The 23,879-nt window shown below is 62.7% G+C and carries 20 protein-coding genes; 12 read left to right on the top strand and 8 right to left on the bottom strand.

The window, feature by feature from the left end:
- Positions 1 to 7: 7 nt before the first annotated feature.
- The 6 genes from ACIPZH_RS17095 to ACIPZH_RS17070 all read right to left on the bottom strand — a co-directional run bounded on the left by ACIPZH_RS17095 (position 8) and on the right by ACIPZH_RS17070 (position 7,299).
- Complete coding sequence (locus tag ACIPZH_RS17095; protein WP_241807066.1) at positions 8 to 874, bottom strand: symmetrical bis(5'-nucleosyl)-tetraphosphatase; 867 nt, start codon at positions 872 to 874, stop codon at positions 8 to 10.
- Positions 874 to 1,254, bottom strand: coding sequence for a Co2+/Mg2+ efflux protein ApaG (apaG, locus tag ACIPZH_RS17090; RefSeq protein ID WP_012316563.1), 381 nt, complete (start codon positions 1,252 to 1,254; stop codon positions 874 to 876). Before apaG ends, ACIPZH_RS17095 begins: the two co-directional genes overlap by 1 nt.
- A 157-nt stretch (positions 1,255 to 1,411) precedes the next feature.
- Positions 1,412 to 2,212, bottom strand: a complete 801-nt coding sequence (gene rsmA / locus ACIPZH_RS17085; RefSeq protein WP_241807067.1) for a 16S rRNA (adenine(1518)-N(6)/adenine(1519)-N(6))-dimethyltransferase RsmA — start codon at positions 2,210 to 2,212, stop codon at positions 1,412 to 1,414.
- Entirely contained in the window at positions 2,209 to 3,198 is a 990-nt protein-coding gene (gene pdxA, locus ACIPZH_RS17080) for a 4-hydroxythreonine-4-phosphate dehydrogenase PdxA (RefSeq protein ID WP_267819217.1), read from the bottom strand. The genes rsmA and pdxA overlap by 4 nt, the downstream gene beginning before the upstream one ends.
- Positions 3,195 to 4,520 carry a peptidylprolyl isomerase SurA gene (gene surA / locus ACIPZH_RS17075; RefSeq protein ID WP_400636977.1) on the bottom strand — a complete coding sequence of 442 codons (1,326 nt, stop codon included), beginning with the start codon at positions 4,518 to 4,520 and terminating at the stop codon, positions 3,195 to 3,197. The genes pdxA and surA overlap by 4 nt, the downstream gene beginning before the upstream one ends.
- Positions 4,495 to 7,299: an LPS-assembly protein LptD gene (locus tag ACIPZH_RS17070; RefSeq protein WP_400636975.1), complete on the bottom strand. Its 2,805-nt coding sequence runs from the start codon at positions 7,297 to 7,299 to the stop codon at positions 4,495 to 4,497. Before ACIPZH_RS17070 ends, surA begins: the two co-directional genes overlap by 26 nt.
- Positions 7,300 to 7,429: 130 nt before the next feature.
- Here ACIPZH_RS17070 and ACIPZH_RS17065 point away from each other — a divergent pair, with 130 nt between their 5' ends.
- From ACIPZH_RS17065 to ACIPZH_RS17055, 3 genes are read left to right on the top strand one after another with little or no spacing between them, the layout of a single operon-like run.
- On the top strand, positions 7,430 to 8,449 hold the full coding sequence (locus ACIPZH_RS17065) for an aminoglycoside phosphotransferase family protein (RefSeq protein WP_400636973.1): 1,020 nt from the start codon (positions 7,430 to 7,432) through the stop codon (positions 8,447 to 8,449).
- A complete protein-coding gene (gene murU / locus ACIPZH_RS17060) occupies positions 8,446 to 9,117 on the top strand; it encodes an N-acetylmuramate alpha-1-phosphate uridylyltransferase MurU (RefSeq protein WP_400628784.1) in 672 nt (223 codons plus the stop codon). The genes ACIPZH_RS17065 and murU overlap by 4 nt, the downstream gene beginning before the upstream one ends.
- A 1-nt stretch (position 9,118) precedes the next feature.
- Complete coding sequence (locus ACIPZH_RS17055; RefSeq protein WP_241807073.1) at positions 9,119 to 9,883, top strand: TerB family tellurite resistance protein; 765 nt, start codon at positions 9,119 to 9,121, stop codon at positions 9,881 to 9,883.
- A gap of 78 nt (positions 9,884 to 9,961) precedes the next feature.
- Here the strand turns inward: ACIPZH_RS17055 and ACIPZH_RS17050 are convergent, their stop codons facing one another.
- Positions 9,962 to 10,957, bottom strand: coding sequence for an alpha/beta hydrolase family protein (locus ACIPZH_RS17050; protein ID WP_400636970.1), 996 nt, complete (start codon positions 10,955 to 10,957; stop codon positions 9,962 to 9,964).
- Between the two features lie 95 nt (positions 10,958 to 11,052).
- On the opposite strand from ACIPZH_RS17050, the gene ACIPZH_RS17045 reads away from it, so the two are divergent.
- The 9 genes from ACIPZH_RS17045 (at position 11,053) to trpE (ending at position 21,840) form a co-directional block, all read left to right on the top strand.
- Positions 11,053 to 13,440 carry a PAS domain S-box protein gene (locus ACIPZH_RS17045; RefSeq protein WP_400636968.1) on the top strand — a complete coding sequence of 796 codons (2,388 nt, stop codon included), beginning with the start codon at positions 11,053 to 11,055 and terminating at the stop codon, positions 13,438 to 13,440.
- A 7-nt stretch (positions 13,441 to 13,447) separates the two neighbouring features.
- Positions 13,448 to 14,080: a response regulator gene (locus ACIPZH_RS17040; RefSeq protein ID WP_400637114.1), complete on the top strand. Its 633-nt coding sequence runs from the start codon at positions 13,448 to 13,450 to the stop codon at positions 14,078 to 14,080.
- A 211-nt stretch (positions 14,081 to 14,291) separates the two neighbouring features.
- Positions 14,292 to 15,416, top strand: a complete 1,125-nt coding sequence (locus ACIPZH_RS17035; RefSeq protein ID WP_241807076.1) for an ABC transporter ATP-binding protein — start codon at positions 14,292 to 14,294, stop codon at positions 15,414 to 15,416.
- A 40-nt stretch (positions 15,417 to 15,456) separates the two neighbouring features.
- Positions 15,457 to 16,491 (top strand): ABC transporter substrate-binding protein, encoded by a 1,035-nt coding sequence (locus ACIPZH_RS17030; protein ID WP_400628792.1) that lies wholly within the window; start codon positions 15,457 to 15,459, stop codon positions 16,489 to 16,491.
- Between the two features lie 67 nt (positions 16,492 to 16,558).
- Entirely contained in the window at positions 16,559 to 17,806 is a 1,248-nt protein-coding gene (locus ACIPZH_RS17025; RefSeq protein WP_400636966.1) for an ABC transporter permease, read from the top strand.
- Positions 17,807 to 17,817: 11 nt separating this feature from the next.
- Positions 17,818 to 18,645 (top strand): ABC transporter permease, encoded by an 828-nt coding sequence (locus tag ACIPZH_RS17020; RefSeq protein WP_012316549.1) that lies wholly within the window; start codon positions 17,818 to 17,820, stop codon positions 18,643 to 18,645.
- 156 nt (positions 18,646 to 18,801) lie between these two features.
- A complete protein-coding gene (gene rpe / locus ACIPZH_RS17015; protein ID WP_136912648.1) occupies positions 18,802 to 19,476 on the top strand; it encodes a ribulose-phosphate 3-epimerase in 675 nt (224 codons plus the stop codon).
- Positions 19,473 to 20,291, top strand: a complete 819-nt coding sequence (locus ACIPZH_RS17010; protein ID WP_400636964.1) for a phosphoglycolate phosphatase — start codon at positions 19,473 to 19,475, stop codon at positions 20,289 to 20,291. The genes rpe and ACIPZH_RS17010 overlap by 4 nt, the downstream gene beginning before the upstream one ends.
- Positions 20,292 to 20,358: 67 nt before the next feature.
- The gene (gene trpE, locus ACIPZH_RS17005) at positions 20,359 to 21,840 is read left to right on the top strand and encodes an anthranilate synthase component I (RefSeq protein ID WP_400636962.1); all 1,482 of its coding nucleotides are present in this window, start codon (positions 20,359 to 20,361) and stop codon (positions 21,838 to 21,840) included.
- A gap of 36 nt (positions 21,841 to 21,876) precedes the next feature.
- Here trpE and estP read toward each other — a convergent pair whose 3' ends face one another.
- On the bottom strand, positions 21,877 to 23,766 hold the full coding sequence (gene estP / locus ACIPZH_RS17000) for an esterase EstP (RefSeq protein ID WP_400636960.1): 1,890 nt from the start codon (positions 23,764 to 23,766) through the stop codon (positions 21,877 to 21,879).
- Between the last annotated feature and the right edge of the window lie 113 nt (positions 23,767 to 23,879).

Below are 23,879 nucleotides of genomic sequence, written 5' to 3'. Positions count from 1 at the left end.
CTTTCCTTCAGGGCTGGTCGTTAAGTTTAGTCGGTTGTGCCGGCTGGCGCAGGTTGCCGTCGTCGGCGCAGTCGCAGCGCAGGTATTCACCGCTGTCGACATTGTAGAGGGTCATGGTGCCACCCCATACGCAGCCGGTATCGAGGGCAATGATGCCGGGCTCGTCGACACGCCCTTCGAGCGCGGCCCAGTGGCCAAAGATGATCTTCACATGCCGTGAGCGGCGGTCCTTGTGCGCGAACCAGGGCTTGTAACCCTTCGGTGCTGCGCCTAGCCCTTCCTTGCTCTTGAGGTCGAGTTTGCCTGTGCCCGTGCAGAAGCGCATGCGCGTCAGGTAGTTGGTGATCACCCGAAGGCGCTCTACGCCGCTGAGGTTCTTGCTCCACTTGTTCGGTTCGTTGCCGTACATGCCATCGAGGTACAGCTTCATGCGCTCGTCGTCGCGCAGCACCTCTTCGACTTCGCCCGCCAGTTCCAGGGCTTTGCCCAGTGTCCACTGGGGCGGGATGCCGGCATGCACCAAGGCAATGCCGCGCGGCTCGTCGTAGTGGAGCAGCTTCTGTTGGCGCAGCCAGTCGAGCAGTTGGTCGGCGTCGGGTGCTTCGATGATTTCGCGCAGGGTATCGCTTTTCTTCAGGCGTTCGACATTTTGCCATGCCGCCAGCAGGTGCAGGTCATGGTTGCCCAGCACGCAGGTCAGCGATTGGCGGATCGAGTAGAGGTAGCGCAGGGTCTGTAGCGATTCAGGCCCGCGGTTGACCAGGTCACCGACCAGCCACAGGCGATCGACGGCCGGGTCGAACTTGACGCGCTCCAGCAGGCACTTGAGGGGTTGAAGGCAGCCTTGCAGGTCACCGACGGCATAGGTAGCCATCAGTGCAGGGCCCCAGGTACCGCGAGGCGGAAGGGGGCGATATCGGCTTCGAAGCGTTTACCGTCCTCGGCGAACATCTGATAGCTGCCCTGCATGGTGCCCACGCGGGTGCTGATCACTGCGCCGCTGCTGTAGGTGTGGCTCTGGCCGGGTTCGATGGTCGGTTGTTGGCCGATCACACCTGCGCCGCGGACTTCCTCCACTTCGCCATCACCGTTGGTGATGAGCCAGTGTCGAGACATGAGCTTGGCTTTGATCGAGCCATTGTTCTGCACGGTAATGGTGTATGCGAACGCAAAGCGATCGCTTTCGGGGTCGGATTGGTCTTTCAGGTAGCGGGTCACGACGCTGACGTCGATCTGGTAACGGGGATCGGACATGCATGGGCCTTGAGCAAACAAGCGAATACGGCGATACATGCAGTCTAGGCCATTGGCAGGGGGGAGGGCCAGTGGTGTCGGGGAGGGAGAGGGCTTCAAAATCTTGCGGTGGGGCAGCGTCTTCGCAAGTTGACCGCGAAGACGCCGTGCCGCGTTGTCAGGCTTGCTGGTCTGCCAACTGGTCTGCCAGGCGCACGAATGCAGCCAGGTCCAACTGCTCAGGGCGCAGGCTGCCATCCACGCCAGCGGCCTCGATAGCCTGGCTGTCGAGCAGGCCTTTGAGGGTATTGCGCAGCGTCTTGCGGCGCTGGTTGAACGCTTCGCGCACGACGCGTTCCAGCAGCAGGTGGTCCTTGGCCGGGTGCGGAAGCACCTCGTGCGGTACCAGGCGGACGATGGCCGAGTCCACTTTGGGCGGCGGGTTGAACGCACCTGGGCCTACGTTGAACAGGTGCTCGACCCGGCAGTGGTACTGCACCATGATCGATAGCCGACCCCAGTCCCCGCCGCCCGGGCCTGCGGCCATGCGCTCTACCACTTCCTTCTGCAGCATGAAGTGCATGTCGCGAATCAGCCCGGCATGGCTGAGCAGGTGGAAAATCAACGGGGTGGAGATGTTGTAGGGCAGGTTACCTACGACTTTGAGGCTGCGCTGCGGTACGCCCAGCTGGTTGAAATCGAACTTCAGGGCATCGCCCTGGTGCAGGCGGAAGTTGTCGCGCCCGGCAAACTTGTGCTGCAGGATCGGCACCAGGTCTTTGTCCAGCTCCACGACGTCCAGCTGTGCGCCGCTGCCCAGCAGGCCCTCGGTCAGGGCGCCCTGGCCCGGGCCGATCTCCAGCAGGTGTTCGCCGGCTTTGGCATTGATGGCGCGCAGGATGCGGTCGATGATGCCGGCGTCATGCAGGAAGTTCTGACCGAAGCGCTTGCGCGCCCGGTGTTGGTAATGCTCGTTCATGGTCGGTTCTCGGCCATCTGGTAGGCGGTTTCCAGGGCGACGCGCAGGCTGCCGGTGTCGACGTTGCCGGTACCGGCAAGGTCCAGGGCGGTGCCGTGATCGACCGACGTGCGGATGATCGGCAGGCCCAGGGTCACGTTGACTGCAGCGCCGAAACCTTTGTACTTGAGTACAGGCAGGCCTTGGTCGTGGTACATCGCCAGCACCGCGTCGCAGTGCTCCAGATATTTGGGGGTAAACAGGGTATCGGCCGGCAGCGGGCCGCGCAGGTCCATGCCTTCGGCGCGCAGGCGGGCCAGTGCCGGTTCGATGATGTCGATTTCTTCGCGGCCCAGGTGGCCGCCTTCGCCGGCATGCGGGTTGAGCCCGCAGACCAGGATGCGTGGGTTGGCAATGCCGAACTTGTCGCGCATGTCGGCGTGCAGAATGCGGGTAACCCGCTCCAGGCGCTCAGGGGTGATGGCGTCCGCGATGTCGCGCAGTGGCAGGTGCGTGGTGACCAGCGCCACGCGCAGGCCACGGGTCGCCAGCATCATCACGACCTGGGCGGTGTGGGTCAGTTCTGCCAGGAATTCGGTATGGCCGGAAAAGGCGATGCCGCTTTCGTTGATCACGCCCTTGTGTACAGGGGCCGTGATCATTCCGGCAAAATGCCCTTCAAGGCAGCCTTGCCCGGCTCGTGTCAGGGTCTGCAGGACAAACGCCGCATTGGCCTTGTCCAGCATGCCCGGTACCACGGGGGCGGCCAGGGGGGTGTCCCAGACGTAGAGGCTGCCCGCCGGGGCCGGCTGGTCAGGCCATTGGCCCGGCCCTACCGCCAGCAGGTTGACGGCCAGCCCCAGCCGCGTGGCCCGCTCGGCGAGCAGGTCACGGCTGGTGATGGCGATCAGGGGGTGAGGCTGGGGCTCGGCGGCGAGCAGCAGGCACAGGTCTGGGCCTATGCCGGCCGGTTCGCCGGGAGTGACGGCGAAGCGCAGGGGCTTCACTGTGCGGCCTGGTCAGCGCCAGGCAGCTTGATTTCAACGTAGGCTTCGTCGCGGATCTGGCGCAGCCAGGTCTGCAGCTCTTCATCGTACTTGCGGTTACGCAGTACGTTCATTGCCTGCTGCTCGCGTGCCTGTTCGGTGCTGTCGGTGGCACGACGGCCCAGCACTTCCAGGACATGCCAGCCGTACTGAGTCTTGAACGGTTTGGTCACGACACCCTGCTGGGCGTTGGCCATCTGCTCGCGGAACTCCGGTACCAGGCTGTTCGGGTCGACCCAGTTGAGGTCGCCGCCGTTGAGCGCTGAACCCGGGTCTTCCGAGAAGCTTTTCGCCAGCTCTGCGAAGTCTTCGCCGTTCTTGATGCGCTCGTACAGGCGCTCAGCCAGCTGCTCGGTGGCGGCTTCGCTGCGGATTTCGCTCGGTTTGATCAGGATGTGGCGTACATGCACTTCGTCACGCAGTACGTTTTCGCTGCCGCCGCGCTTCTCTTCGAGCTTGATGATGAGAAAGCCGCTAGGGATGCGCAGTGGCTGGGTGATGTCGCCAGTGACCATGCCGCTGAGCAGCTTGGCAAATTCAGGTGGCAGCTGGCCGGCTTTACGCCAGCCCATCTCGCCACCTTCAAGGGCGTTCTCGCTGCCCGAGTTGGCAATCGCCATCTGGCCGAAGTCCGCACCCTGGCGCAGTTGCTGGTACACGTCGCCGACCTTGCGCGCAGCCTTCTGGATGTCGTCCGAGTTGGCGCCTTCCGGGGTTGGGATGAGGATGTTGGCCAGGCGGTACTCTTCCGACATCTGCATCTTGCCCAGGTCCGAGGCGAGGAAGTTCTTCACTTCCTGTTCGGATACCTGGATGCGCTCGGCCACACGGCGCTGGCGCACGCGGCTGATGATCATCTCGCGTTTGACCTGCTCACGGGCGTCGTCGAACGACAGGCCGTCGCGGGCCAGCGCGGCGCGGAACTGGTCCAGCGACATGCCATTGCGCTGGGCAATGGTGCCGATGGCCTGGTTCAGTTCCTCGTCGGTGATGCGGATGCCCGAGCGTTCACCGATCTGCAACTGCAGGTTCTCGACGATCAGGCGCTCCAGTACCTGCTGTTGCAGGGCGCTGGTCGGCGGCACGCCGCCGCCGCGCTTGGCGATGGTTTGCTGAACCTCCTGGACGCGCTGGTCCAGCTGGCTTTGCATGACCACGTCGTTGTCGACGATGGCCACCACGCGATCCAGGGGTTGCACCGCGGCATGCACCGCGCCACTCAGCAATACAGCGCCCAGCAACACTGGGCGCAGACGATCAATAAGCTTGGTCTTCACGTTCACGGTAACCTTCAATGCCTTGGTCGAGGAAAGATTCGACCTTGTTGCCAACCACGCCACCGAGGCCTTTCAGCACGATTTGCAGGAAGATGCCATGGTCGCCTTTTTCGTTCTGCGGGGCGGCCTGGCTGAAATCGTCGTAGTCGATCCAGTAACGGTTGATCAGGCGCAGTTTCCAGCAGCAGTTGTCATATTCGAAACCGCCCATGGCTTCCAGGGTGCGGTTGCGGTTGTAATCGTGCTGCCAGCGGGCGATCACGTTCCATTGCGGCACGATCGGCCAGATCACCGAGAAGTCGTGCTGCTGGATCTTGTAATAGTCCTTGATGTAGTTCGGGTCGCCTGGGTTGCCATAGTCACCGCCACCCACTTTCCAGGTACCCGTCGTGGAATCGTAGGCGATGGTGTCGTTGCGGTAGCGATAGCCGAGGTTGACCACCTTGTTCGGGTTGTCTTCAGGCTGGTAGTGGAACATCGCGCTGCCAGAACGGGTGGTGCGGCTGTCCGGGTCCCAGTTGAAGTCCGAATTGAAGCGCCAGTCGCGGTTGAAGTAGTAGTTGTACACCAATGCGTATGGCGAGACGTCAGACTGCGCGTCACTGCGATCGCGGTAGTTGATGCCTGGCAGTTGGGCCTTGCGATCCTTGAAGTACAATGCTTGACCGATGCTGAAGTTCTGACGTTCGAAGCCGTCGTCCTGGATCCAGCGGGTGGTCACGCCCAGCGACAGCTTGTTCTCGTCACCGATACGGTCGGTGCCGCTGAAGCGGTTGTCACGGAACAGCGAATCGAAGTTGAACAGCGTTTCGCTGGTATCGAACAGCGGAATGTCCGTCTGGTCCTTGTAAGGAACGTAGAGGTAGAACATGCGCGGTTCGAGTGTCTGGCGATAGTTGGTGCCGAACATCGAGGTGTTGCGGTCGAAGTACAAGCCGCTGTCAACACTGAAGATAGGAACGTCACGGCTGATGGAGCTGCTGTAACTGCCGTATCCTGGTTGCGACGCTTGCGCCAGCGCTTCTTGCTTGCCTTGACCATCAAGGTCAAGGTCATAGTTGGTGTAAACATACTTCAGCTTTGGCGTAACGTAACCGTAGCTGGCTTGCATGGGCAGGCTGATTGCCGGGGCAAAATTCAGGCGGTTGCCGTTGGCGCGCGCGATGCCGCTGACGTTTTGATCGAGACGTCGACCTGCTGCGCCGGCGGTGAAGTCCGGGTTGCCATCTTCGTCAGTGACAAAGTCATCCTTCAGATCACGATCGAAGCGCACGGCCTCGGTCTGGTAGCCGAAGTCAAAGCCACCCGGGTGATACGGCAGCATCCCGTCAATTGTGATCTGTGGCAGCTTGTTGTACGGGGTGATCTGCGACAGGGTCGCCATCTCGTACGCTTGCGCATTCAGTCGAGCGGTATAGCTGTCGCCACGCCAGGTCAGTGCACCTTGCTGATTGACCACATCATTGCTTTGGACGCCAATCTGATCGGTTTCCAGGTCCTGGAAGTAGAACGGATCGCTGATGTCGGTGTAATCGACTTCAGTCATCAGGCGCTCGTCCAGGCCACCTCTATGCTGCCAGTTGATCATCCAGCGCTGATCTTCGTAATCAGTCTGGTCTTTGCGGTCGTCGTTCTTGTCGTTCAGGTACGCGCCGCCGACCTGGCCTTCGCTGGACTTGGTCAGGTAGCGGAATTCGCCTTCCATCAGCAAGCCACGCTTGGTCATGTAGCGCGGGTACAACGTGGCGTCGTAGTTGGGCGCCAGGTTGAAGTAGTACGGCGTGACCAGCATGAAGCCGGTGTCGCTGGTGCTGCTGAACGACGGTGGCAGGAAGCCGGATTGGCGACGGTCGTCGATCGGGAAGTAGATGTACGGTGTGTAGAACACCGGGAAATCTTTGACCCGCAGGGTGACGTTGGTCGCGGTACCGAAGCCGGTGGCCGGGTTCAGGGTGATGTTATTGCCCTTGAGCTGCCAGGCGTTGCTGCCTGGTTCACACGTGGTGTAGGTACCATCCTTGAGGCGGATGATCGCGTTCTCGCTACGCTTGGCGTACAGGGCGTTGCCGCGGATGTGCGACTTGTGCATCACGTATTCGGCGTTGTCGACCTGGGCTTCGCCCGTGTCGAGCTGGATCTGTGCCTCGTCGCCCACGACCAGCGAGCCGTTGTCGCGAATCCTGACGTTGCCCTTGAGCTCGCCACGGTTCTCGGCCTGGTAGAGGTTGGCCTCATCGGCTTCGGCCTGCATGCTGCCTTGGCGCATGACCACGTCACCGGCAAGGGTAGCGATCTGCTGCTCCTGCTGGTACTTGGAGACCTTGGCGTTGATGTAGGTCGGCGATTCGTCCTTGGGCGTGGTGTCGGCCATGCCAGGGCGAGTCGGCTCGATGTACGCGCCACCGCAGTACGGACCGGTTTCGGCCAGTTGGGCAGCGGTGAGCTTTTCGCGCGGGACCCAATCGAGATGGCTGTAATCCTCGCTGCGCGACTTCAGGCCACGGCCTTTGCTCTCGGTGACCAGCACCGGCTTGTCAGCACTATCGGCCTCGGCCGATGGGGCCTCGGTGCCGGAAGTGAGCGCAGCGCCGTCATGCACCGGGCGCGGTGGCAAGTTGTTGACTGGGCTCTTGGGCTTGCAGTCCCAACCACCGGAGGCGGACACTTGGCAGTCGAACTGCTCGGCTGCGACCACGTACGAGGTGGCAAAAGGTTGCAGGGCCAGCAGACCGCCGGTGACCAGCAACGGAAACTTTCTACGAAACGCGGGGGATTTCAATGCCATCTTATTAGTCCGGGCTTCCTGCGTGCCATCTGCCCGCGTGTGGGGCCGCACGCCTCTCGATGGTCTGAAAAAGATGCTGGATAATAAAGCATGACCCGCTTGACGGCTAGGGCCGTCGGAGACCCTTGTAATGCCTGAACACGATGTACGCCTGCAACAACTGACTGTCTGGCTCGCCGAGCAGCTCAATGTTCTTTTCCGCAACAACGCCTGGGGCGAGGTGCCCGAGGGCAGCCTGACCCCCGCCAGCAGCGATGCGAGCTTCCGCCGTTACTTCCGCTGGCAGGGCGCCGGCCACAGTTTTGTGGTCATGGATGCGCCGCCACCCCAGGAAAACTGTAGGCCGTTCGTTGCCATCGACCACCTGCTGGCCAGCGCGGGCGTGCACGTACCGGTGATTCATGCCGAAGATCTGGATCGTGGTTTTCTGTTGTTGGGGGATCTGGGCCATCAGACATACCTCGACATCATTGAACCGGATAACGCCGATGCGTTGTTTGCCGACGCCATCGACGCCCTGCTGGCGTTCCAGCGCCTGCCGATGGACGCGCCGTTGCCCAGCTATGACGACGCCTTGCTGCGCCGCGAGGTCGAGTTGTTCCCCGAGTGGTATGTCGGGCGTGAGCTCGGCCTGACCTTCAACGAGGCGCAGCAGGCCAGTTGGCAGCGCATCAGCCAGTTGCTGATCGACAGCGCCCTTGCTCAGCCGAAGGTGTTGGTGCACCGCGATTACATGCCACGCAACCTGATGCAGAGCGAGCCTAACCCCGGCGTGCTCGACTTCCAGGACGCGGTGTACGGCCCGGTGACCTATGACATAACCTGCCTGTTCAAGGACGCCTTCCTCAGTTGGCCCCAAGCGCGAGTCGAAGGCTGGTTGCGCAACTACTGGGACAAAGCGCAGGCCGCCGCAATCCCGGTTCAGCCGTCGTTCGAAGATTTCCAGCGCGCCAGCGACCTGATGGGTGTACAGCGCCATCTGAAGGTGATCGGCATCTTCGCGCGTATCTGCCACCGTGACGGCAAGCCGCGCTACCTGGCTGATGTGCCGCGGTTCTTCGCCTATATAGACGAAGTGATCGGCCGTCGCCCTGAACTGGCCGAACTCGGCCAGCTGATCGCCGAACTCAAGGCCGGAGTGCGCGCATGAAAGCGATGATCCTCGCCGCTGGCAAGGGCGAGCGCATGCGCCCGCTGACTCTGCACACGCCAAAGCCGTTGCTGCCCGTGGCCGGCCAGCCGTTGATCGAATACCACCTGCGTGCGCTGGCGACAGCCGGGTTCACCGAAGTGGTGATCAACCATGCCTGGCTTGGCCAGCAGATAGAGGATCACCTTGGCGATGGCAGCCGCTTCGGCCTGAGCATTCGCTATTCCCCTGAGGGCGAGCCGCTGGAGACGGGGGGCGGGATATTCCAGGCGTTGCCTTTGCTGGGCAACGAGCCGTTCCTGTTGGTCAACGGTGATGTCTGGACCGATTACCCGTTCGCGCACTTGCGGGCACCGCTGCAGGGCCTGGCGCACCTGGTGCTGGTCGATAACCCTGGCCATCACGGGCGGGGTGACTTCCGCCTGCAAGGTGGGCAGGTGGTGGACGGTGACGATGCCCCTGGCACCCTGACCTTCAGCGGCCTCTCAGTACTGCATCCAGCCTTGTTCGCAGGTTGCCAGGCGGGAGCCTTCAAACTGGCCCCGCTGCTGCGCCAGGCCATGGCGGCAGGCAAAGTGACCGGTGAGCACTACCGTGGCGACTGGGTCGATGTCGGCACCCAGGAGCGCCTGGCCGAGGCCGAGCGCCTTATACGCGAGCGTGCCTGAGATGTGGTGGCCAGGCACGGTGATCGGGCTAGGCGCGGGTTTCGCTGTCGCCAGCATCCCAGGTGCGCTGCTGGGGGCATTGCTTGGCCAGGCCATGGATCGGCGCTTGCGCGTGCAAGGCTGGGATGACATGCGCGAACGCTTGGGAGGCCGCCCGGCCCTGCGCGATGAGGAGTTGTTGTTCGTCCTGTTGGGGCGGCTGGCCAAAAGCGATGGGCGAGTGGCCGAACAGCATATTCAGCAGGCGCGCCAGGAGATGGTCCGGCTGAACCTGGCCGAGGCCGCGAGGATGCGGGCCATTGCCGCCTTCAACCGCGGTAAGGCGGGCAAGGACCGCTTGGCCCACCCTCTACGTCGCATTCGCCTGCAGCCACACGCGGCCGAGGGCACGTTGCGGGCGTGCTGGCGTATGGCCTGGGCTGACGGCAAGGCCGGGGCCCATGAGCGGGAACTGCTGCTGGACTGGGGGCAGAAACTGGGGCTTAGCCGGCGGCAGGTGCAGGCCATGTCGCTGGAATATGAGCCACGCAAAGTGAGCACGGCCAGTGGCACCATGACCTATGCGGCTGCGCTGCGCTTGCTGGGGGTAGATGCCGACACGGAAGGTGACCGGGTCAAGCACGCCTATCGCCGGCTGGTCAGCCGGCACCATCCGGACAAGCTGGCCGGGAGCGGGGCCAGTGAAGCGCAGGTCAGGGAGGCGACCGAACGCACGCGTGAGCTGCACCAGGCTTATGCGCTGATCCGCAAACGGCGCGGGCTCTAAGGCTTCTGTCACCGGCAGGCCGCTCTATCCTGGTGCCAGGCAGCCTGCCGGTGCAACGGCCAAAGCCGGCCCGTCACTTCATTCCTGCGGGCTCATCCAGCCCCTGGCCCGGCGGAACAACTGCTCCTGTTCCGCGCCCTTGTTCCCTGGCATCGCGATCAGTGACAGCTGTTTGTACTGGCTGTCCTTCTGACGCTTGCTGGCCTGCAGGCGTTGCATGGCGGCATTGCGGTCGCCTGTGCGGGTTGCATAGTAGATATCGGCAGTCGGCACTTTGAGCGTCGGTGCCAGGCTTTCCAGGTCGTGCTCTACCCGTGCCGGGGTCTGTGCGGCGATCATCACCAGCTTCTGAACCTGCGGTGGTTGTTTGTCGCTCAGGTAGCGTGCTGCCCAGTAGGCGCCGCTGCCATGGCCGATCAGCACGATGCTGCGGGAGTTATGTTGTTGAGCATACGCCACTGCGGCATCCAGCCGCGCGAAGATGCGTTCGGCGTCAGCCTGATCGTTCTGTTCGCTGGCCTGTTCGGCATCGGTGCTTTCTGCCGTGTCGGCATCCGCCGCGGTAGCCTGGGCTACATTGGCGTTGGCATCGGCGGGGGTTTGCTTGGCCGGTGCGCTCTCGCCCTGGTCTGGCTGCGGTGCGGCAGCTGGCGTGGCCTCCACCCGTGCTTGTGGGCTATCGGCGAGCAGGTCGGGCAGGCTCACGCTCAGGCTGTTCCAGCCGGCGTCAGGGAACTTGCGCCGCAACGGGCCGACCGCATTGGGCCAGTCGGCGGTTTCCCCGGCACCAGGGACAATGATCACCGTGCCTTGCGGATCGCTGTCGTTGGCTGGTTTCCACAAGGCCAGAAAGTGGTCGGAGCCGGCTTCCAGGGTTTGCTGCTCGGCTTTGGGCAACAGGCGTTCAAGGGCCTGCGCATCTTCCTGGCTACGCTCCAGCAGCGGTGGGCGCGGCGCAGGTACGGCGGCAGCCTCTGTGGTAGCTGGTTGTTCGGCGTCGGCGGCCAGGGCGCCAAGTGGTAGGAGCGAGGCGAGGCAGCACATTGCCAGCGTCGTGCGATAAAGTGTGAACATGAATCAACCCAAGGCCAGAATGATACCGGCAGCCTAATAGTATTTGCCCGCGACGGCCATGCTGTATGGCCGCCCTTGCCAAGACGAGCGTGTAGATGAAGCGATTGCGTCGCCTGTTGGTTATCGGCTGCTTGTGGCTACCCTTGATTGCCTTGGCAAGGCCTGAGGCGGCGCCTGCGGTGCTGCTCGAACCTGCCCAGCAGCAATGGCTGGACGCCCATCGCAGCCTGCGGGTCGGCCTGGTGCTGCAGGCCCCCTATGCCCAGTTCGACCGCCGTCTGCAGCGACTCTACGGGGCCAATGTCGACCTGGTGAACTGGCTGGGGCAGGCCCTTAAGCTGGACCTCACCTGGCGCAACTTCACTGATCAGGCCAGCCTTGAACACGCCCTGCAGGCAGGTGAAATCGACTTTGCGCCGGGGCTTACGCAAACACCGGCCAGCTTGCGCCTGTGGTTGTTCAGCGACCCCTACATGCGTGTGCCGCAGCTGGTGGTCGGGCTGCGCACCGGTGCGTTGGCCGTCGAGCTGGAAAAGCTTGAAGCCAACGAGCGCGTGGCGGTACGCATGCCAAGCTCGTTGGCCGATTACCTGCGAGGCAATTACGCCAACCTCAACCTGCAAGGTGTGCCCAACGAGCGCCAGGCCTTGCAGCTGGTGGTAGGGGGCCAGGCCAGTTACGCGGTGCTGGATGAAGCTCAGCTGAGCCGGCTGTCCCGGGAAAGTGAGTTCGGTGAGCTGGCGGTGCTCGGCGACATCGGCCTGCCGCAATTATTACGGGTGGGTTCGCGCCGTGACTGGCCGTTGCTGGCTGACGTGCTTGAACGGGGCCTGCAGGCCATGCCGGGCAAAGAGCTGGAGCAGCTACATCAGCGTTGGTTGCAGCCGCAATACCCGCGCCTGAGCGAATCCACCGGTTTCTGGCAGAACCTTGCGCTGCTGTTCGGCATGTTGCTGCTGTGTGCCGGGGCCACGCTGGTGTGGCAGCGCCGCCAGCAGCGCCAGCTCGAGCGTAGCCTGCTGGCGGCACGGGAGCACCTGGCGGAGCGGCAGATACGGGAGGAGGCGCTGCGCGTGAGCCAGTTCGCCATCGACCAGAGCACGGTGGGCATCCTCTGGGTCAACTGGGACAGTCATGTGCGTTACGCCAACCAAGCGGCGGGGCGCATGCTGGGTTATGCCGAGGCGGCATTGCTGGAGCGTCCGCTGAGCGACTTCGAGCCGAACCTCAGCATGGACCGCTGGCTGCAGTTGTGGCGGGCGGCGCGCGCCGGGGAGGCTGGCGCTCGGCAGTTCGAGACCCAATGCCTGTGCGCCGATGGCAGCCTGTTGCCGGTGGAGTTGTCCTTGAGCTTCCTGCGTTTTCGCGATGCCGAGTACCTGGTGGTTTACCTTGCCGATGTCACCGAACGCCACCGTGCCCTGGCGGCGCTGCGTGAAAGCGAAGCACGGCTCAAGGGTATTGCTGGCAATGTGCCGGGGCTGGTGTTCCGCTTGGAGCCCGCGCCGGCGGAAGGGGGCCTGGAGTTTCCTTATATCAGCGAGGGCAGTGAGGCGTTGGTGGGCTATACGCCCGCGCAGATCCAGCACCCGCAGATGGGCTTGCGCAATCTGGTCCATCCGGATGACCGTGCGGACTACCATCAGGTGCAGGACCTAGCCATTGCCAACGATCAGGACTGGTCCTGGCAAGGGCGCATCCTCACCCGCGAAGGTGAGCAGCGCTGGGCCGACATCAAGGCCAGTACCCGCCGCCTGGCCGACGGCCGGGTCGTCTGGGACGGTATCGTCTGGGACATTACCCAGAGCAAGCGCGCAGAGCTGGCGCTAGCGAAATCCCAGGAGCAACTGCGCGAACTGTCGGCCCACCTGGAAAGCGTGCGCGAGGAAGAAAAGGCCCGCATCGCCCGCGAAGTGCACGATGAGCTGGGGCAAATGCTGACGGTGCTCAAGCTTGAAGTTTCGATGTGCGAATTGGCCTTTGCCGAGCTCGACCCTGCGCTGAACGAGCGTCTGGCCAGCATGAAGCGCCTGATCGCCCAGTTGTTCCAGTTGGTGCGCGATGTGGCAACGGCGTTGCGCCCGCCGATCCTGGACGCCGGTATCGCCTCGGCCATCGAATGGCAGGCACGGCGCTTCGAAGCGCGCACGCAGATCCCCTGCCTGGTACAGGTGCCGGATAATCTGCCAGCATTGAGCGATGCAAAAGCCATCGGCTTGTTCCGTATCCTGCAGGAAGCGTTGACCAACGTCATGCGCCACGCCCAGGCCCACAGTGTGGAGATAGAGCTGGTGCGCGAGGGCGAAAAACTGCGTATGACAGTCAGTGATGACGGCAGCGGATTCTGCCTGGACCAGGCCCGGCCAACCTCGTTCGGCCTGGTCGGTGTGCGTGAGCGGGTACTCATGCTCGGTGGCAGCATGGCGTTGAACAGCGAGCCAGGTGAAGGTACCAGCCTGAGCGTGACCATAGCGTTGGATTAGGAGAACGATCGTGATTCGAGTGCTGGTGGCCGAAGACCACACCATTGTCCGCGAAGGCATCAAGCAGTTGATCGGCCTGGCCAAGGATATGCAGGTAGTGGGGGAGGCCGGCAATGGTGAACAGTTGCTGGAAACCTTGCGCCGCACACCCTGCGAAGTGGTGTTGCTGGATATCTCGATGCCCGGGGTCAGTGGTTTGGAGGCGATTGCGCGGATCCGCGCGCTGCACAACCCGCCGGCGATCCTGATGCTGTCGATGCACGACGAAGCGCAGATGGCCGCGCGCGCGCTCAAGGCCGGCGCTGCCGGTTATGCCACCAAGGACAGTGACCCTGCCTTGCTGCTGACCGCAATCCGGCGGGTGGCAGGCGGCGGGCGCTACATCGACCCGGCGTTGGCCGACCGCATGGTCTTCGAGGTTGGCCTGACCGAGACCCGGCCGCTGCATACGCTGCTGTCAGAGCGCGAGTTCTCGGTGTTCGAACGCCTGGCCCAAGGCGCCAACGTCAACGATATCGCTCAGCAGTTGGCGCTCTCCAGCAAGACCATCAGCACCCACAAGGCGAGGCTGATGCAGAAACTCAAGGTCAATTCGCTGGCTGAGTTGGTGAAGTACGCCATGGAGCACAAGCTGGTCTGACTGTTCTGTTTGCGACAGAGGTTACCCGCCGGGTACCGCTTTCCCCTTGGATGGCTGAAGCCTGCATTCCAATACCGCCATCTGTGTAGGGCAATCCCTACACAAACGCTTCCAACCGGATGATGGCATTCTCTCAGTGCCCCCGATTTGCGGGCGCTTGCGTCTTCTTTAGTCTTTGCCTACGCAGTCATTCCAACAAGAAGGTGCAGGCATGAGCGAGGCGAATTCGAACGCGACCACCGGTGAGACGCTGGTCAGTTTCCGTGGTGTGCAGAAGAGCTACGACGGCGAATCGCTGATCGTCAAAGACCTCAACCTGGACATTCGCAAAGGTGAATTCCTCACCTTGCTCGGCCCGTCCGGCTCGGGCAAAACCACCAGCCTGATGATGCTGGCCGGTTTCGAGACCCCGACCGCCGGTGAAATCCAGTTGGCCGGGCGCTCCATCAACAACGTGCCGCCGCACAAACGTGACATCGGCATGGTGTTCCAGAACTACGCGCTATTCCCACACATGACCGTGGCGGAAAACCTCGCTTTTCCGCTGAGCGTGCGCAACCTGAGCAAGACCGACATCAGTGAACGGGTCAAGCGGGTACTCAACATGGTGCAGCTCGATGCCTTCGCCAAGCGCTACCCTGGCCAGCTTTCCGGTGGCCAGCAGCAGCGCGTGGCCTTGGCCAGGGCGTTGGTGTTCGAGCCGCAGCTGGTACTGATGGACGAGCCGCTCGGCGCGCTGGACAAGCAGCTGCGTGAACACATGCAGATGGAGATCAAGCACATTCACCAGCGCCTGGGTGTGACGGTGGTCTACGTAACCCACGACCAGGGCGAGGCGTTGACCATGTCCGACCGCGTGGCCGTGTTCCATGAAGGCGAGATCCAGCAGATCGCCGACCCGCGCACCCTTTATGAAGAGCCGCGCAACACCTTCGTCGCCAACTTCATCGGTGAGAACAACCGCATCAACGGCACGCTGCTGGCCAGTGACGGTCACCGTTGCCAGGTGCAGCTGGCCCGCGGCGAGCGGGTCGAGGCACTGGCGGTGAACGTCGGCCAGGCTGGCGAGCCGGTGACCCTGTCGGTACGCCCGGAGCGCGTGCGTCTCAATGGCCACAGCGAAAGCTGCGTCAATCGATTCTCCGGCCGCGTGGCCGAGTTCATTTACCTGGGCGACCATGTACGGGTGCGTCTGGAAGTCTGTGGCAAGGCTGACTTTTTCGTGAAACAGCCGATTGCCGAGCTCGACCCGGCGCTTGCCGTGGGCGATGTGGTACCGCTGGGCTGGGAGGTGGAGCACGCGCGCGCGCTCGATCCGATTGCCGAAGCCCACTGATGGATTGCTTCACCAACCCTGTACTGTGGAGAGAATAATAATGCGCAAGCAGCTGAAACTGACCGCCCTGGCCCTTGGCCTGTTCGCCGCCGGCCAGGCCATGGCGACAGACCTGACCGTGGTGTCCTTCGGTGGCGCCAACAAGGCGGCCCAGGTCAAGGCGTTCTACGAGCCATGGGAGAAGGCCGGCAAGGGCAAGATCGTCGCTGGCGAGTACAACGGCGAAATGGCCAAGATCAAAGCCATGGTCGATACCAACAGCGTGTCCTGGAACCTGGTGGAGGTGGAGTCGCCAGAATTGGCCCGTGGTTGCGACGAAGGCATGTTCGAGGAACTCGACCCGGCTTTGTTCGGTAACGAAAGCGATTATGTGAAAGGCGCCATCCAACCGTGCGGCGTGGGCTTCTTCGTTTGGTCGACGGTGTTGGCCTACAACGCTGACAAGCTCAAGACAGCCCCGACCAGCTGGGCCGATTTCTGGGACACGAAGAAATTCCCGGGCAAGCGCGGCCTGCGCAAGGGCGCGAAGTACACCCTCGAGTTCGCCCTGATGGCCGACGGCGTTGCGCCCAAGGATGTGTACCAGGTGCTGGCCAGCAAGGAAGGCGTGGACCGCGCCTTCAAGAAACTCGACGAACTCAAGCCAAGCATCCAGTGGTGGGAAGCGGGCGCCCAGCCGCCGCAGTACCTGGCATCGGGTGATGTGGTCATGAGCTCGGCCTACAACGGGCGTATTGCCGCGGTGCAGAAAGAGAGCAACCTCAAGGTGGTATGGAACGGTGGTATCTACGATTTCGACGCTTGGGCCATCCCGAAGGGGGCCAAGAATGTTGAAGAAGCGAAGAAGTTCATCGCTTATACCGTTCAGCCCGAGCAGCAGAAGACCTACTCCGAGAACATCGCCTACGGCCCGGCCAACGCCAAGGCTGTACCGCTGCTGACGGACGCGGTGAAGAAGGACATGCCGACCACGCCTGAAAACATCGCCAACCAGGTGCAGATCGATGTGGCCTTCTGGGCCGACAACAGCGAGCAACTGGAGCAACGCTTCAACGCCTGGGCGGCGAAGAAGTAAGGCGCCTCGAAGGAGCGCCGGCCGCCTGGCTGGCGCTCCCTGTTCCCCTGTTTTTGCGGAGTTCGCCATGGCCATTGCAGTGCCCCTCAACGAAGGCGCAGGTCCAAGTCTCAAGCAGCGCCTCAAGCACGCCGAGCGGGTCAACCGCTGGAAGGCGCAGGCGCTCATTGCGCCGCTGGCGCTGTTTCTTCTGCTGGTGTTCCTGGTGCCCATCGCGGCGCTGCTGTTCAAGAGCGTCGACAACCCGGAAGTGGTCAACGGCCTGCCGCGCACGGTTCAGGCTGTGTCGCAGTGGGACGGCAAGAGCCTGCCCGGCGAGCCGGTTTACAAGGCCCTTAGCCAGGACCTGGCCGAATCGCGCAAGAACCAGACCTTGGGCGACCTGTCCAAACGCCTGAACATGGAGCTGGCCGGCTACCGCAGCCTGCTCTCCAAGACCGCTCGGGCGCTGCCGTTCAAGGCTGAACCTGCTTCTTATAAAGAGGCCTTGCAGGCCCTCGATGAACGTTGGGGCGACCCGGCGTACTGGCAGGCGATCCGCCGCAACACCAGTAGCGTGACGTCCTATTACCTGCTGGCATCGGTCGACCACCGTATCGATGATCTTGGCGAATTGGCCAAGGCCACCCCCGACCAGGCTATATACCTGGATATCTTTGCTCGCACCCTGTGGATGGGTGTGGTGATCACGGCCATCTGTCTGGTGCTGGCGTATCCGCTGGCCTACCTGCTGGCCAACCTGCCAACCCGCCAGGGCAACCTGCTGATGATCCTGGTATTGCTGCCATTCTGGACTTCGATACTGGTTCGGGTGGCGGCGTGGATCGTGCTGCTGCAATCAGGCGGCCTGATCAACAGTGCCCTGATGGCAATCGGCATCATCGATCAGCCGCTGGAGCTGGTGTTCAACCGTACCGGCGTGTACATCTCGATGGTTCACATCCTTCTGCCGTTCATGATCCTGCCGCTGTACAGCGTGATGAAGGGCATATCGCCAAGCTACATGCGTGCAGCGATCTCCCTGGGTTGCCACCCGTTCGCCAGCTTCTGGCGGGTGTACTTCCCGCAGACCTACGCGGGCGTGGGCGCCGGTTGCCTGTTGGTGTTCATCCTGGCCATCGGCTACTACATCACCCCGGCGCTGCTCGGCAGCCCGAACGACCAGATGGTCAGCTACTTCGTGGCTTTCTATACCAACACCAGCATCAACTGGGGCATGGCCACCGCGCTGGGTGGGCTGTTGCTGCTGGCGACCGTGCTGCTGTACCTGATCTATAGCTGGCTGGTCGGTGCCAGCCGCCTGCGCCTGAGCTGAGGAGCCTAGTGATGCTTAGCCCATACATGTCGCCCGTGGAGCGGGTGTGGTTCTACAGCCTGCGTATCCTTTGCGGCCTGATATTGCTGTTTCTGGTGTTGCCGGTATTGGTGATCGTGCCGCTGTCGTTCAACAGTGGCAGCTTCCTGGTGTATCCACTGCAAGGCTTCTCTCTGCAGTGGTACCACGACTTCTTCGCTTCGGCCGAGTGGATGCGCGCCCTGCGCAACAGCGTCATCGTCGCCCCGGCGGCCACGCTGCTGGCCATGGTGTTCGGCACGCTGGCCGCGATCGGGCTTACCCGCGCCGATTTTCCGGGCAAGTCGCTGGTCATGGCGCTGGTGATTTCGCCGATGGTGGTGCCGGTGGTGATCATTGGTGTAGCCAGCTACCTGTTCTTTGCCCCGCTGGGGATGGGTAACAGCTTCATTTCGCTGATCCTGGTGCACGCGGTGCTGGGTGTGCCGTTCGTCATCATCACCGTGTCGGCGACCTTGCAAGGCTTCAATTACAACCTGGTGCGTGCGGCTGCCAGCCTGGGGGCCTCACCGGTGGTTGCGTTTCGCAGGGTCACCTTGCCGCTGATCGCCCCCGGGGTCATCTCGGGAGCGCTGTTCGCCTTCGCTACCTCTTTCGATGAGGTGGTGGTGACGCTTTTCCTCGCCGGGCCAGAGCAGGCCACCCTGCCGCGGCAGATGTTCAGCGGCATCCGCGAGAACCTGAGCCCGACGATTGCAGCGGCGGCCACCTTGCTGATCGGTTTTTCGGTGGTGTTGTTGCTGACCCTGGAGTGGCTGCGCGGGCGCAGTGAAAAGCTGAGGACTCAGCAGCCTGCCTGAGCCATGTCGCCGGTACCGGCCCTTCACAGGCAAGCCCGCTAAGGGCCGGTAGCGGCGAGACGGCGACAGGCGTCGCCACGCATTGATGCCAATCAGCCCCTATCCGGTTCCCTGAGTTACAATGCGCGCCACCTAGATTCTGCCAACAGGTGCGCCATGCAGCCCTACGCTATTGCCCCCTCCATTCTCTCCGCCGATTTCGCCCGCCTGGGCGAGGACGTCGACAAGGTGCTGGCCGCTGGTGCCGACATCGTCCACTTCGACGTGATGGATAACCACTACGTACCCAACCTGACCATCGGCCCGATGGTCTGCACTGCCTTGCGCAAATACGGTGTGACCGCGCCGATCGATGTGCATCTGATGGTCAGCCCGGTAGACCGCATCATCGGTGACTTCATCGAAGCCGGAGCCACCTACATCACCTTCCACCCGGAAGCTTCGCAGCACATCGACCGCTCGCTGCAGCTGATCCGTGACGGTGGCTGCAAGGCCGGCCTGGTGTTCAACCCGGCAACCAGCCTGGACGCGCTGAAATACGTGATGGACAAGGTCGACATGGTGCTGCTGATGAGCGTCAACCCAGGCTTTGGCGGGCAGAAGTTCATCCCCGGCACCTTGGACAAGCTGCGTGAAGCACGGGCGCTGATCGACGCCAGTGGCCGTGATATCCGCCTGGAAATCGACGGTGGGGTCAACGTCAACAACATCCGCGAGATCGCTGCCGCAGGCGCTGATACCTTCGTTGCCGGCTCGGCGATCTTCAACGCGCCGGATTATCAGGAAGTGATCGCCAAGATGCGCGCCGAACTGGCTCAGGCCCGGCCATGAGCGGCTTCGAGCAGCTGTTCCCCGGGACGCTGCCCAGGCTGGTGATGTTCGATCTGGACGGTACCCTGATCGATTCAGTCCCCGACCTGGCCGCAGCCGTTGACCGCATGCTGCTCGAACTTGGCCGACCGGCCGTCGGCCTCGACGCCGTGCGGCAGTGGGTAGGCAACGGCGCGCCCGTACTGGTGCGCCGCGCCCTTGCCGGCGGCCTGGACCACGCCACGGTAGACGATGAGCTGGCCGAGCGCGGCCTTGCACTGTTCATGGAGGCGTATGCTGAAAGCCATGATCTGACGGTCGTCTACCCTGGTGTGCGCGAAACCCTGCGCTGGCTGCGCAAGCAGGGCGTGGAGATGGCGCTGATCACCAACAAGCCGGAACGCTTCGTCGCACCCTTGCTCGACCAGATGAAGATCGGCCGTTATTTCCGCTGGATCATCGGCGGCGATACCCTGCCACAGAAGAAGCCCGACCCTGCTGCGTTGCTGTTCGTCATGAAAATGGCCGGCGTCGAGCCTGGCCAGGCGCTGTTTGTGGGGGACTCGCGCAGTGATGTGCTGGCGGCCAAGGCTGCCGGTGTGCAGTGCGTTGGGCTCAGCTATGGCTACAACCACGGCCGGCCGATCGATGAAGAAGCGCCCAGCCTGGTCTTGGGCGATCTGCGCCTGCTGCTGCCTGGTTGCGTAGTCACCGACACTGGGATAACGTTGGCGGACCTTCAAGCCTCACAAGACAGAGAGCCTTCCGTGGTGGTTACCGGCAAATTCTGGATGAAAGTCATCAAGGCCCTGGCCCGTTGGCGTTGGCGCGCCTGACTTCTGCCCGCCGGCCTTAGCCGGCCCGTCCGTTTGCCCGTCTCTCATTGTTGCTCCGAGGCTACTCATGACCCGCGAAGAATTCCTGCGCCTGGCCGCTGCTGGCTACAACCGCATCCCCTTGGCCTGTGAAACCCTGGCCGACTTCGATACCCCGCTTTCCATCTACCTGAAGCTGGCAGACCAGGCCAACTCGTACCTGCTCGAGTCGGTGCAGGGTGGAGAGAAGTGGGGGCGTTATTCGATGATCGGCCTGCCGTCGCGCACGGTGATGCGTGTGCATGGCTATCACGTGAGCATCCTGCACGATGGCGTGCAGGTCGAAAGCCATGATGTCGAAGACCCGCTGGCATTCGTCAAAACGTTCAAGGACCGCTACAAGGTCGCTGACATTGCCGGCCTGCCGCGTTTCAACGGTGGCCTGGTCGGCTACTTCGGCTATGACTGCGTACGCTATGTGGAAAAGCGCCTGGGCGCTTGTCCCAATCCTGACCCGCTGGGCGTCCCGGACATCCTGCTGATGGTTTCGGATGCCGTGGTGGTGTTCGACAACCTGGCCGGCAAGATGCATGCGATCGTACTGGTCGACCCGTCCGAAGAGCAGGCTTTCGAGCAAGGCCAGGCGCGCCTGCAAGGCCTGCTGGCCAAGCTGCGTGAACCCATCACGCCGCGACGCGGCCTGGACCTGAGCGGCCCCATGGCGGCAGAGCCGGCGTTCCGCTCCTCTTTTACCCAGGAGGATTACGAGCGTGCTGTGGACACCGTGAAGGAGTACATCCTGGCCGGTGACTGCATGCAAGTGGTGCCGTCCCAGCGCATGTCGATCGACTTCAAGGCAGCGCCCATCGATTTGTACCGTGCGCTGCGCTGCTTCAACCCGACGCCTTACATGTACTTCTTCAACTTCGGGGACTTCCACGTGGTCGGCAGTTCGCCGGAAGTGCTGGTGCGGGTTGAAGACAGCCTGGTTACCGTGCGACCGATTGCCGGTACCCGCCCACGGGGGGCGAACGAGGAGGCCGACCGAGCGCTGGAAGATGACCTGCTGTCGGACGACAAGGAAATCGCCGAGCACCTTATGCTCATCGACCTTGGCCGCAACGATGTGGGCCGTGTGTCTTCCACCGGTAGCGTGCGCCTGACCGAAAAGATGGTGATCGAGCGCTACTCCAACGTGATGCATATCGTGTCCAACGTCACCGGCCAACTGGCCGAGGGCTTGACCGCCATGGATGCCCTGCGGGCGATTCTGCCGGCGGGTACACTGTCGGGTGCACCGAAGATTCGCGCGATGGAGATCATCGACGAACTGGAGCCGGTCAAACGGGGCGTCTACGGTGGTGCGGTGGGCTACTTCGCCTGGAACGGCAACATGGATACCGCAATTGCCATTCGCACGGCGGTGATCAAGGACGGCGAGCTGCATGTGCAGGCAGGTGGCGGCATCGTCGCCGACTCGGTGCCGGCGCTGGAATGGGAAGAAACCATCAACAAGCGCCGGGCGATGTTCCGTGCAGTAGCATTGGCTGAGCAGTCTCCTGCCGAGTAACGCTCAGGCGTGGGGCCGCATGGCGGCCCCAATGGGTTAAAAGTCGACGCTGACGCCCAGGCTTATTCCTTGCTGGGTCAACTCATCGCTCTTGCGCCAGTTGTAGTTCCCGCGCAGGTGTACCCCCGCCACCAGCTCATGGGTCAGCCCGAGGCTGGCGCGGGTCAGGTCGCTCTGCGGTGTGTACCCGGTCAGCGTGAAGTCATTGGCTGGCAGTGTGGTCAGGTGCATGGTCACGTCCTGCTGGTCATCTTCGAACTCATGCTCCTGCGCCACCTCGGCAAAAAGCCTGGTGTTGGCCAGTACCTGCACGCTGCCGAGCAACCCAACGCCCAAACGACGCGACGTGCGTTCCTGGTCATCGAAGCCCAGGGCCGTCGAGCGTCCGCTCTTCTCGTCATAACCGTCCACCTTCACCCGTGCATAGTCGGCGCTGATGAAAGGGGCCAACTGCCATTGGCTGCTATCGGCTGCCAGGTTGTATCCCAGCCGGCCGGTCACAGCCCAGGCTTCGCCGTCGGTATCACCTTTTTCGCTTCGGTCATTCACGCCCAAGGCGAAGGTACGCTTGAGGTCCCGGTAATCCAGGTGCCCGGCGCTCAGCGCTGCGTCCGCCCACCAGCGGTCCTGACGAAACTGGGCGAAGGCACTGGCCAGGTAGCTGTCGAGCTTGTAGTCCGAGTCTTGTTCGCCTGCCTCCAGTTTCTGGCGGTAGATACCGCCGGCAAGCCCTAAGCGCCAAGCGTCGTTGAGCCGATAGCTGCCGCCCAACGTGAGGTTGTAGCCGCGCCCGTCACCGTTGGCAGAACTGCGCTCGCTGTCGTAGTCCAGGTCTTGCGCACCCGTGGCAACAAAGGCCTGCCATTGGCCTGCCGCTTGCCAGGGTGTCTGCCATTGATTACGCAGTTCGTCCTGATGCGCGCGCAGGCTGGCGTGGGCCATTTCCGGTAGCAGTGTCAGCTCCCAGGGTGCGGAGAGGATCGAGTAGCCGTAGTCGGCAATCAGTTGCTGGCCTGCGATGGTTGGGTGCACCGAGTCGTTGAACAGGAGCTTGGTGGGGTCAGGGGTGGTGCCGTTGATGCCGTACAGCGGGTTTTCCACACAACTGTTGCCGCTGTAGCAGGTACCGACCAGGTTCTGCCCGCTGGCCAGCCCGAACTGCGTCGGGCTGGCCAGTGCTTCGTTCAGCAGTACGGGAATGTTCAGTGGAATGATTTCGGCATCTATCTGGCCCAGTTGGCTGACCAGTGACTGGTTGAACACGCTGGAAAGTTGCGACAGCGCGCCTTGCTGCGGCGTGCCGCTGAAGTTCGGCGTTTGCCCGAGGTCGGGTAGCAGCCAGACCATGATGTAGCGGGCGCCGCCTTGTTGCAGGGCCTGGGCGCTGGCGGCCAGGCGCGACCCCGCAGCGGCCGCATCGGCAGGGCTGCTCACCAGGCCCTGCAGGAAGTCGTTACCGCCCCCGGTCAGGTAGTAGAGGGCGTTGGGGTCGGCGCGCAAGCCATTGGCCAGGTAACCGGCCTTCTCGCGTAGGACCAGGCCGGCAAAGTCTTGACCAGGCGGAATGATTGTCTGGGAAGTGTCGGTGACCGAATCCAGGATCTGCTGCGTGGTGTAGCCACCAACGGCCCAGTTGTTGCCGTCGGGGCGTATCCCGAGTGATGTGGACGGGTTCAACTCATCGGCATTCACACCCAGGCGGGCGCCGAGGATCATGGGCGAGACAGGTGCAAAGTTGCCATTCGCATCACGGTTGGTAAAGCGCATGCCGGCAGTGCCGCCGGTCAGGTCAGGGAATTGCCCGGCGTCGCTGAGGCTGTCCCCGAAGACGATCATTGTCGAGTAAGGCGAGGGCGCAGCGAAAGCTTGGCTGCAGGCGAGCGCCAAGGTAGCCAGGGTAAAACGTAGCAAGGGTGTTTTTCGCATGTGTGAACATCCTTTTCATTGTTTTTATGAGTACAGCCCGATCGACCATAGCAAATCGCGGGGCATGCCTTCCAAGTCCATTCGTTTCCCGTATTTACGGGCATATTGCGCCC

The sequence above is a fragment of the Pseudomonas sp. NPDC089758 genome, assembly GCF_044748705.1.
Lineage (GTDB): Bacteria > Pseudomonadota > Gammaproteobacteria > Pseudomonadales > Pseudomonadaceae > Aquipseudomonas > Aquipseudomonas putida_X.
The sequence above is the reverse complement of the archived record's forward strand: the minus strand, read 5'-3'. Positions and strand labels throughout refer to the sequence as shown.

What these genes read in the sequence shown, in the direction of transcription:
- ACIPZH_RS17095 (WP_241807066.1), bottom strand. Translation starts at nt 874, where the DNA reads ATGGCTACCTATGCCGTCGGTGACCTGCAAGGCTGCCTTCAACCCCTC.
- apaG (WP_012316563.1), bottom strand. Translation starts at nt 1,254, where the DNA reads ATGTCCGATCCCCGTTACCAGATCGACGTCAGCGTCGTGACCCGCTAC.
- rsmA (WP_241807067.1), bottom strand. Translation starts at nt 2,212, where the DNA reads ATGAACGAGCATTACCAACACCGGGCGCGCAAGCGCTTCGGTCAGAAC.
- ACIPZH_RS17070 (WP_400636975.1), bottom strand. Translation starts at nt 7,299, where the DNA reads ATGGCATTGAAATCCCCCGCGTTTCGTAGAAAGTTTCCGTTGCTGGTC.
- ACIPZH_RS17065 (WP_400636973.1), top strand. Translation starts at nt 7,430, where the DNA reads ATGCCTGAACACGATGTACGCCTGCAACAACTGACTGTCTGGCTCGCC.
- murU (WP_400628784.1), top strand. Translation starts at nt 8,446, where the DNA reads ATGAAAGCGATGATCCTCGCCGCTGGCAAGGGCGAGCGCATGCGCCCG.
- ACIPZH_RS17055 (WP_241807073.1), top strand. Translation starts at nt 9,119, where the DNA reads ATGTGGTGGCCAGGCACGGTGATCGGGCTAGGCGCGGGTTTCGCTGTC.
- ACIPZH_RS17050 (WP_400636970.1), bottom strand. Translation starts at nt 10,957, where the DNA reads ATGTTCACACTTTATCGCACGACGCTGGCAATGTGCTGCCTCGCCTCG.
- ACIPZH_RS17045 (WP_400636968.1), top strand. Translation starts at nt 11,053, where the DNA reads ATGAAGCGATTGCGTCGCCTGTTGGTTATCGGCTGCTTGTGGCTACCC.
- ACIPZH_RS17035 (WP_241807076.1), top strand. Translation starts at nt 14,292, where the DNA reads ATGAGCGAGGCGAATTCGAACGCGACCACCGGTGAGACGCTGGTCAGT.
- ACIPZH_RS17030 (WP_400628792.1), top strand. Translation starts at nt 15,457, where the DNA reads ATGCGCAAGCAGCTGAAACTGACCGCCCTGGCCCTTGGCCTGTTCGCC.
- ACIPZH_RS17025 (WP_400636966.1), top strand. Translation starts at nt 16,559, where the DNA reads ATGGCCATTGCAGTGCCCCTCAACGAAGGCGCAGGTCCAAGTCTCAAG.
- ACIPZH_RS17020 (WP_012316549.1), top strand. Translation starts at nt 17,818, where the DNA reads ATGCTTAGCCCATACATGTCGCCCGTGGAGCGGGTGTGGTTCTACAGC.
- rpe (WP_136912648.1), top strand. Translation starts at nt 18,802, where the DNA reads ATGCAGCCCTACGCTATTGCCCCCTCCATTCTCTCCGCCGATTTCGCC.
- ACIPZH_RS17010 (WP_400636964.1), top strand. Translation starts at nt 19,473, where the DNA reads ATGAGCGGCTTCGAGCAGCTGTTCCCCGGGACGCTGCCCAGGCTGGTG.
- trpE (WP_400636962.1), top strand. Translation starts at nt 20,359, where the DNA reads ATGACCCGCGAAGAATTCCTGCGCCTGGCCGCTGCTGGCTACAACCGC.
- estP (WP_400636960.1), bottom strand. Translation starts at nt 23,766, where the DNA reads ATGCGAAAAACACCCTTGCTACGTTTTACCCTGGCTACCTTGGCGCTC.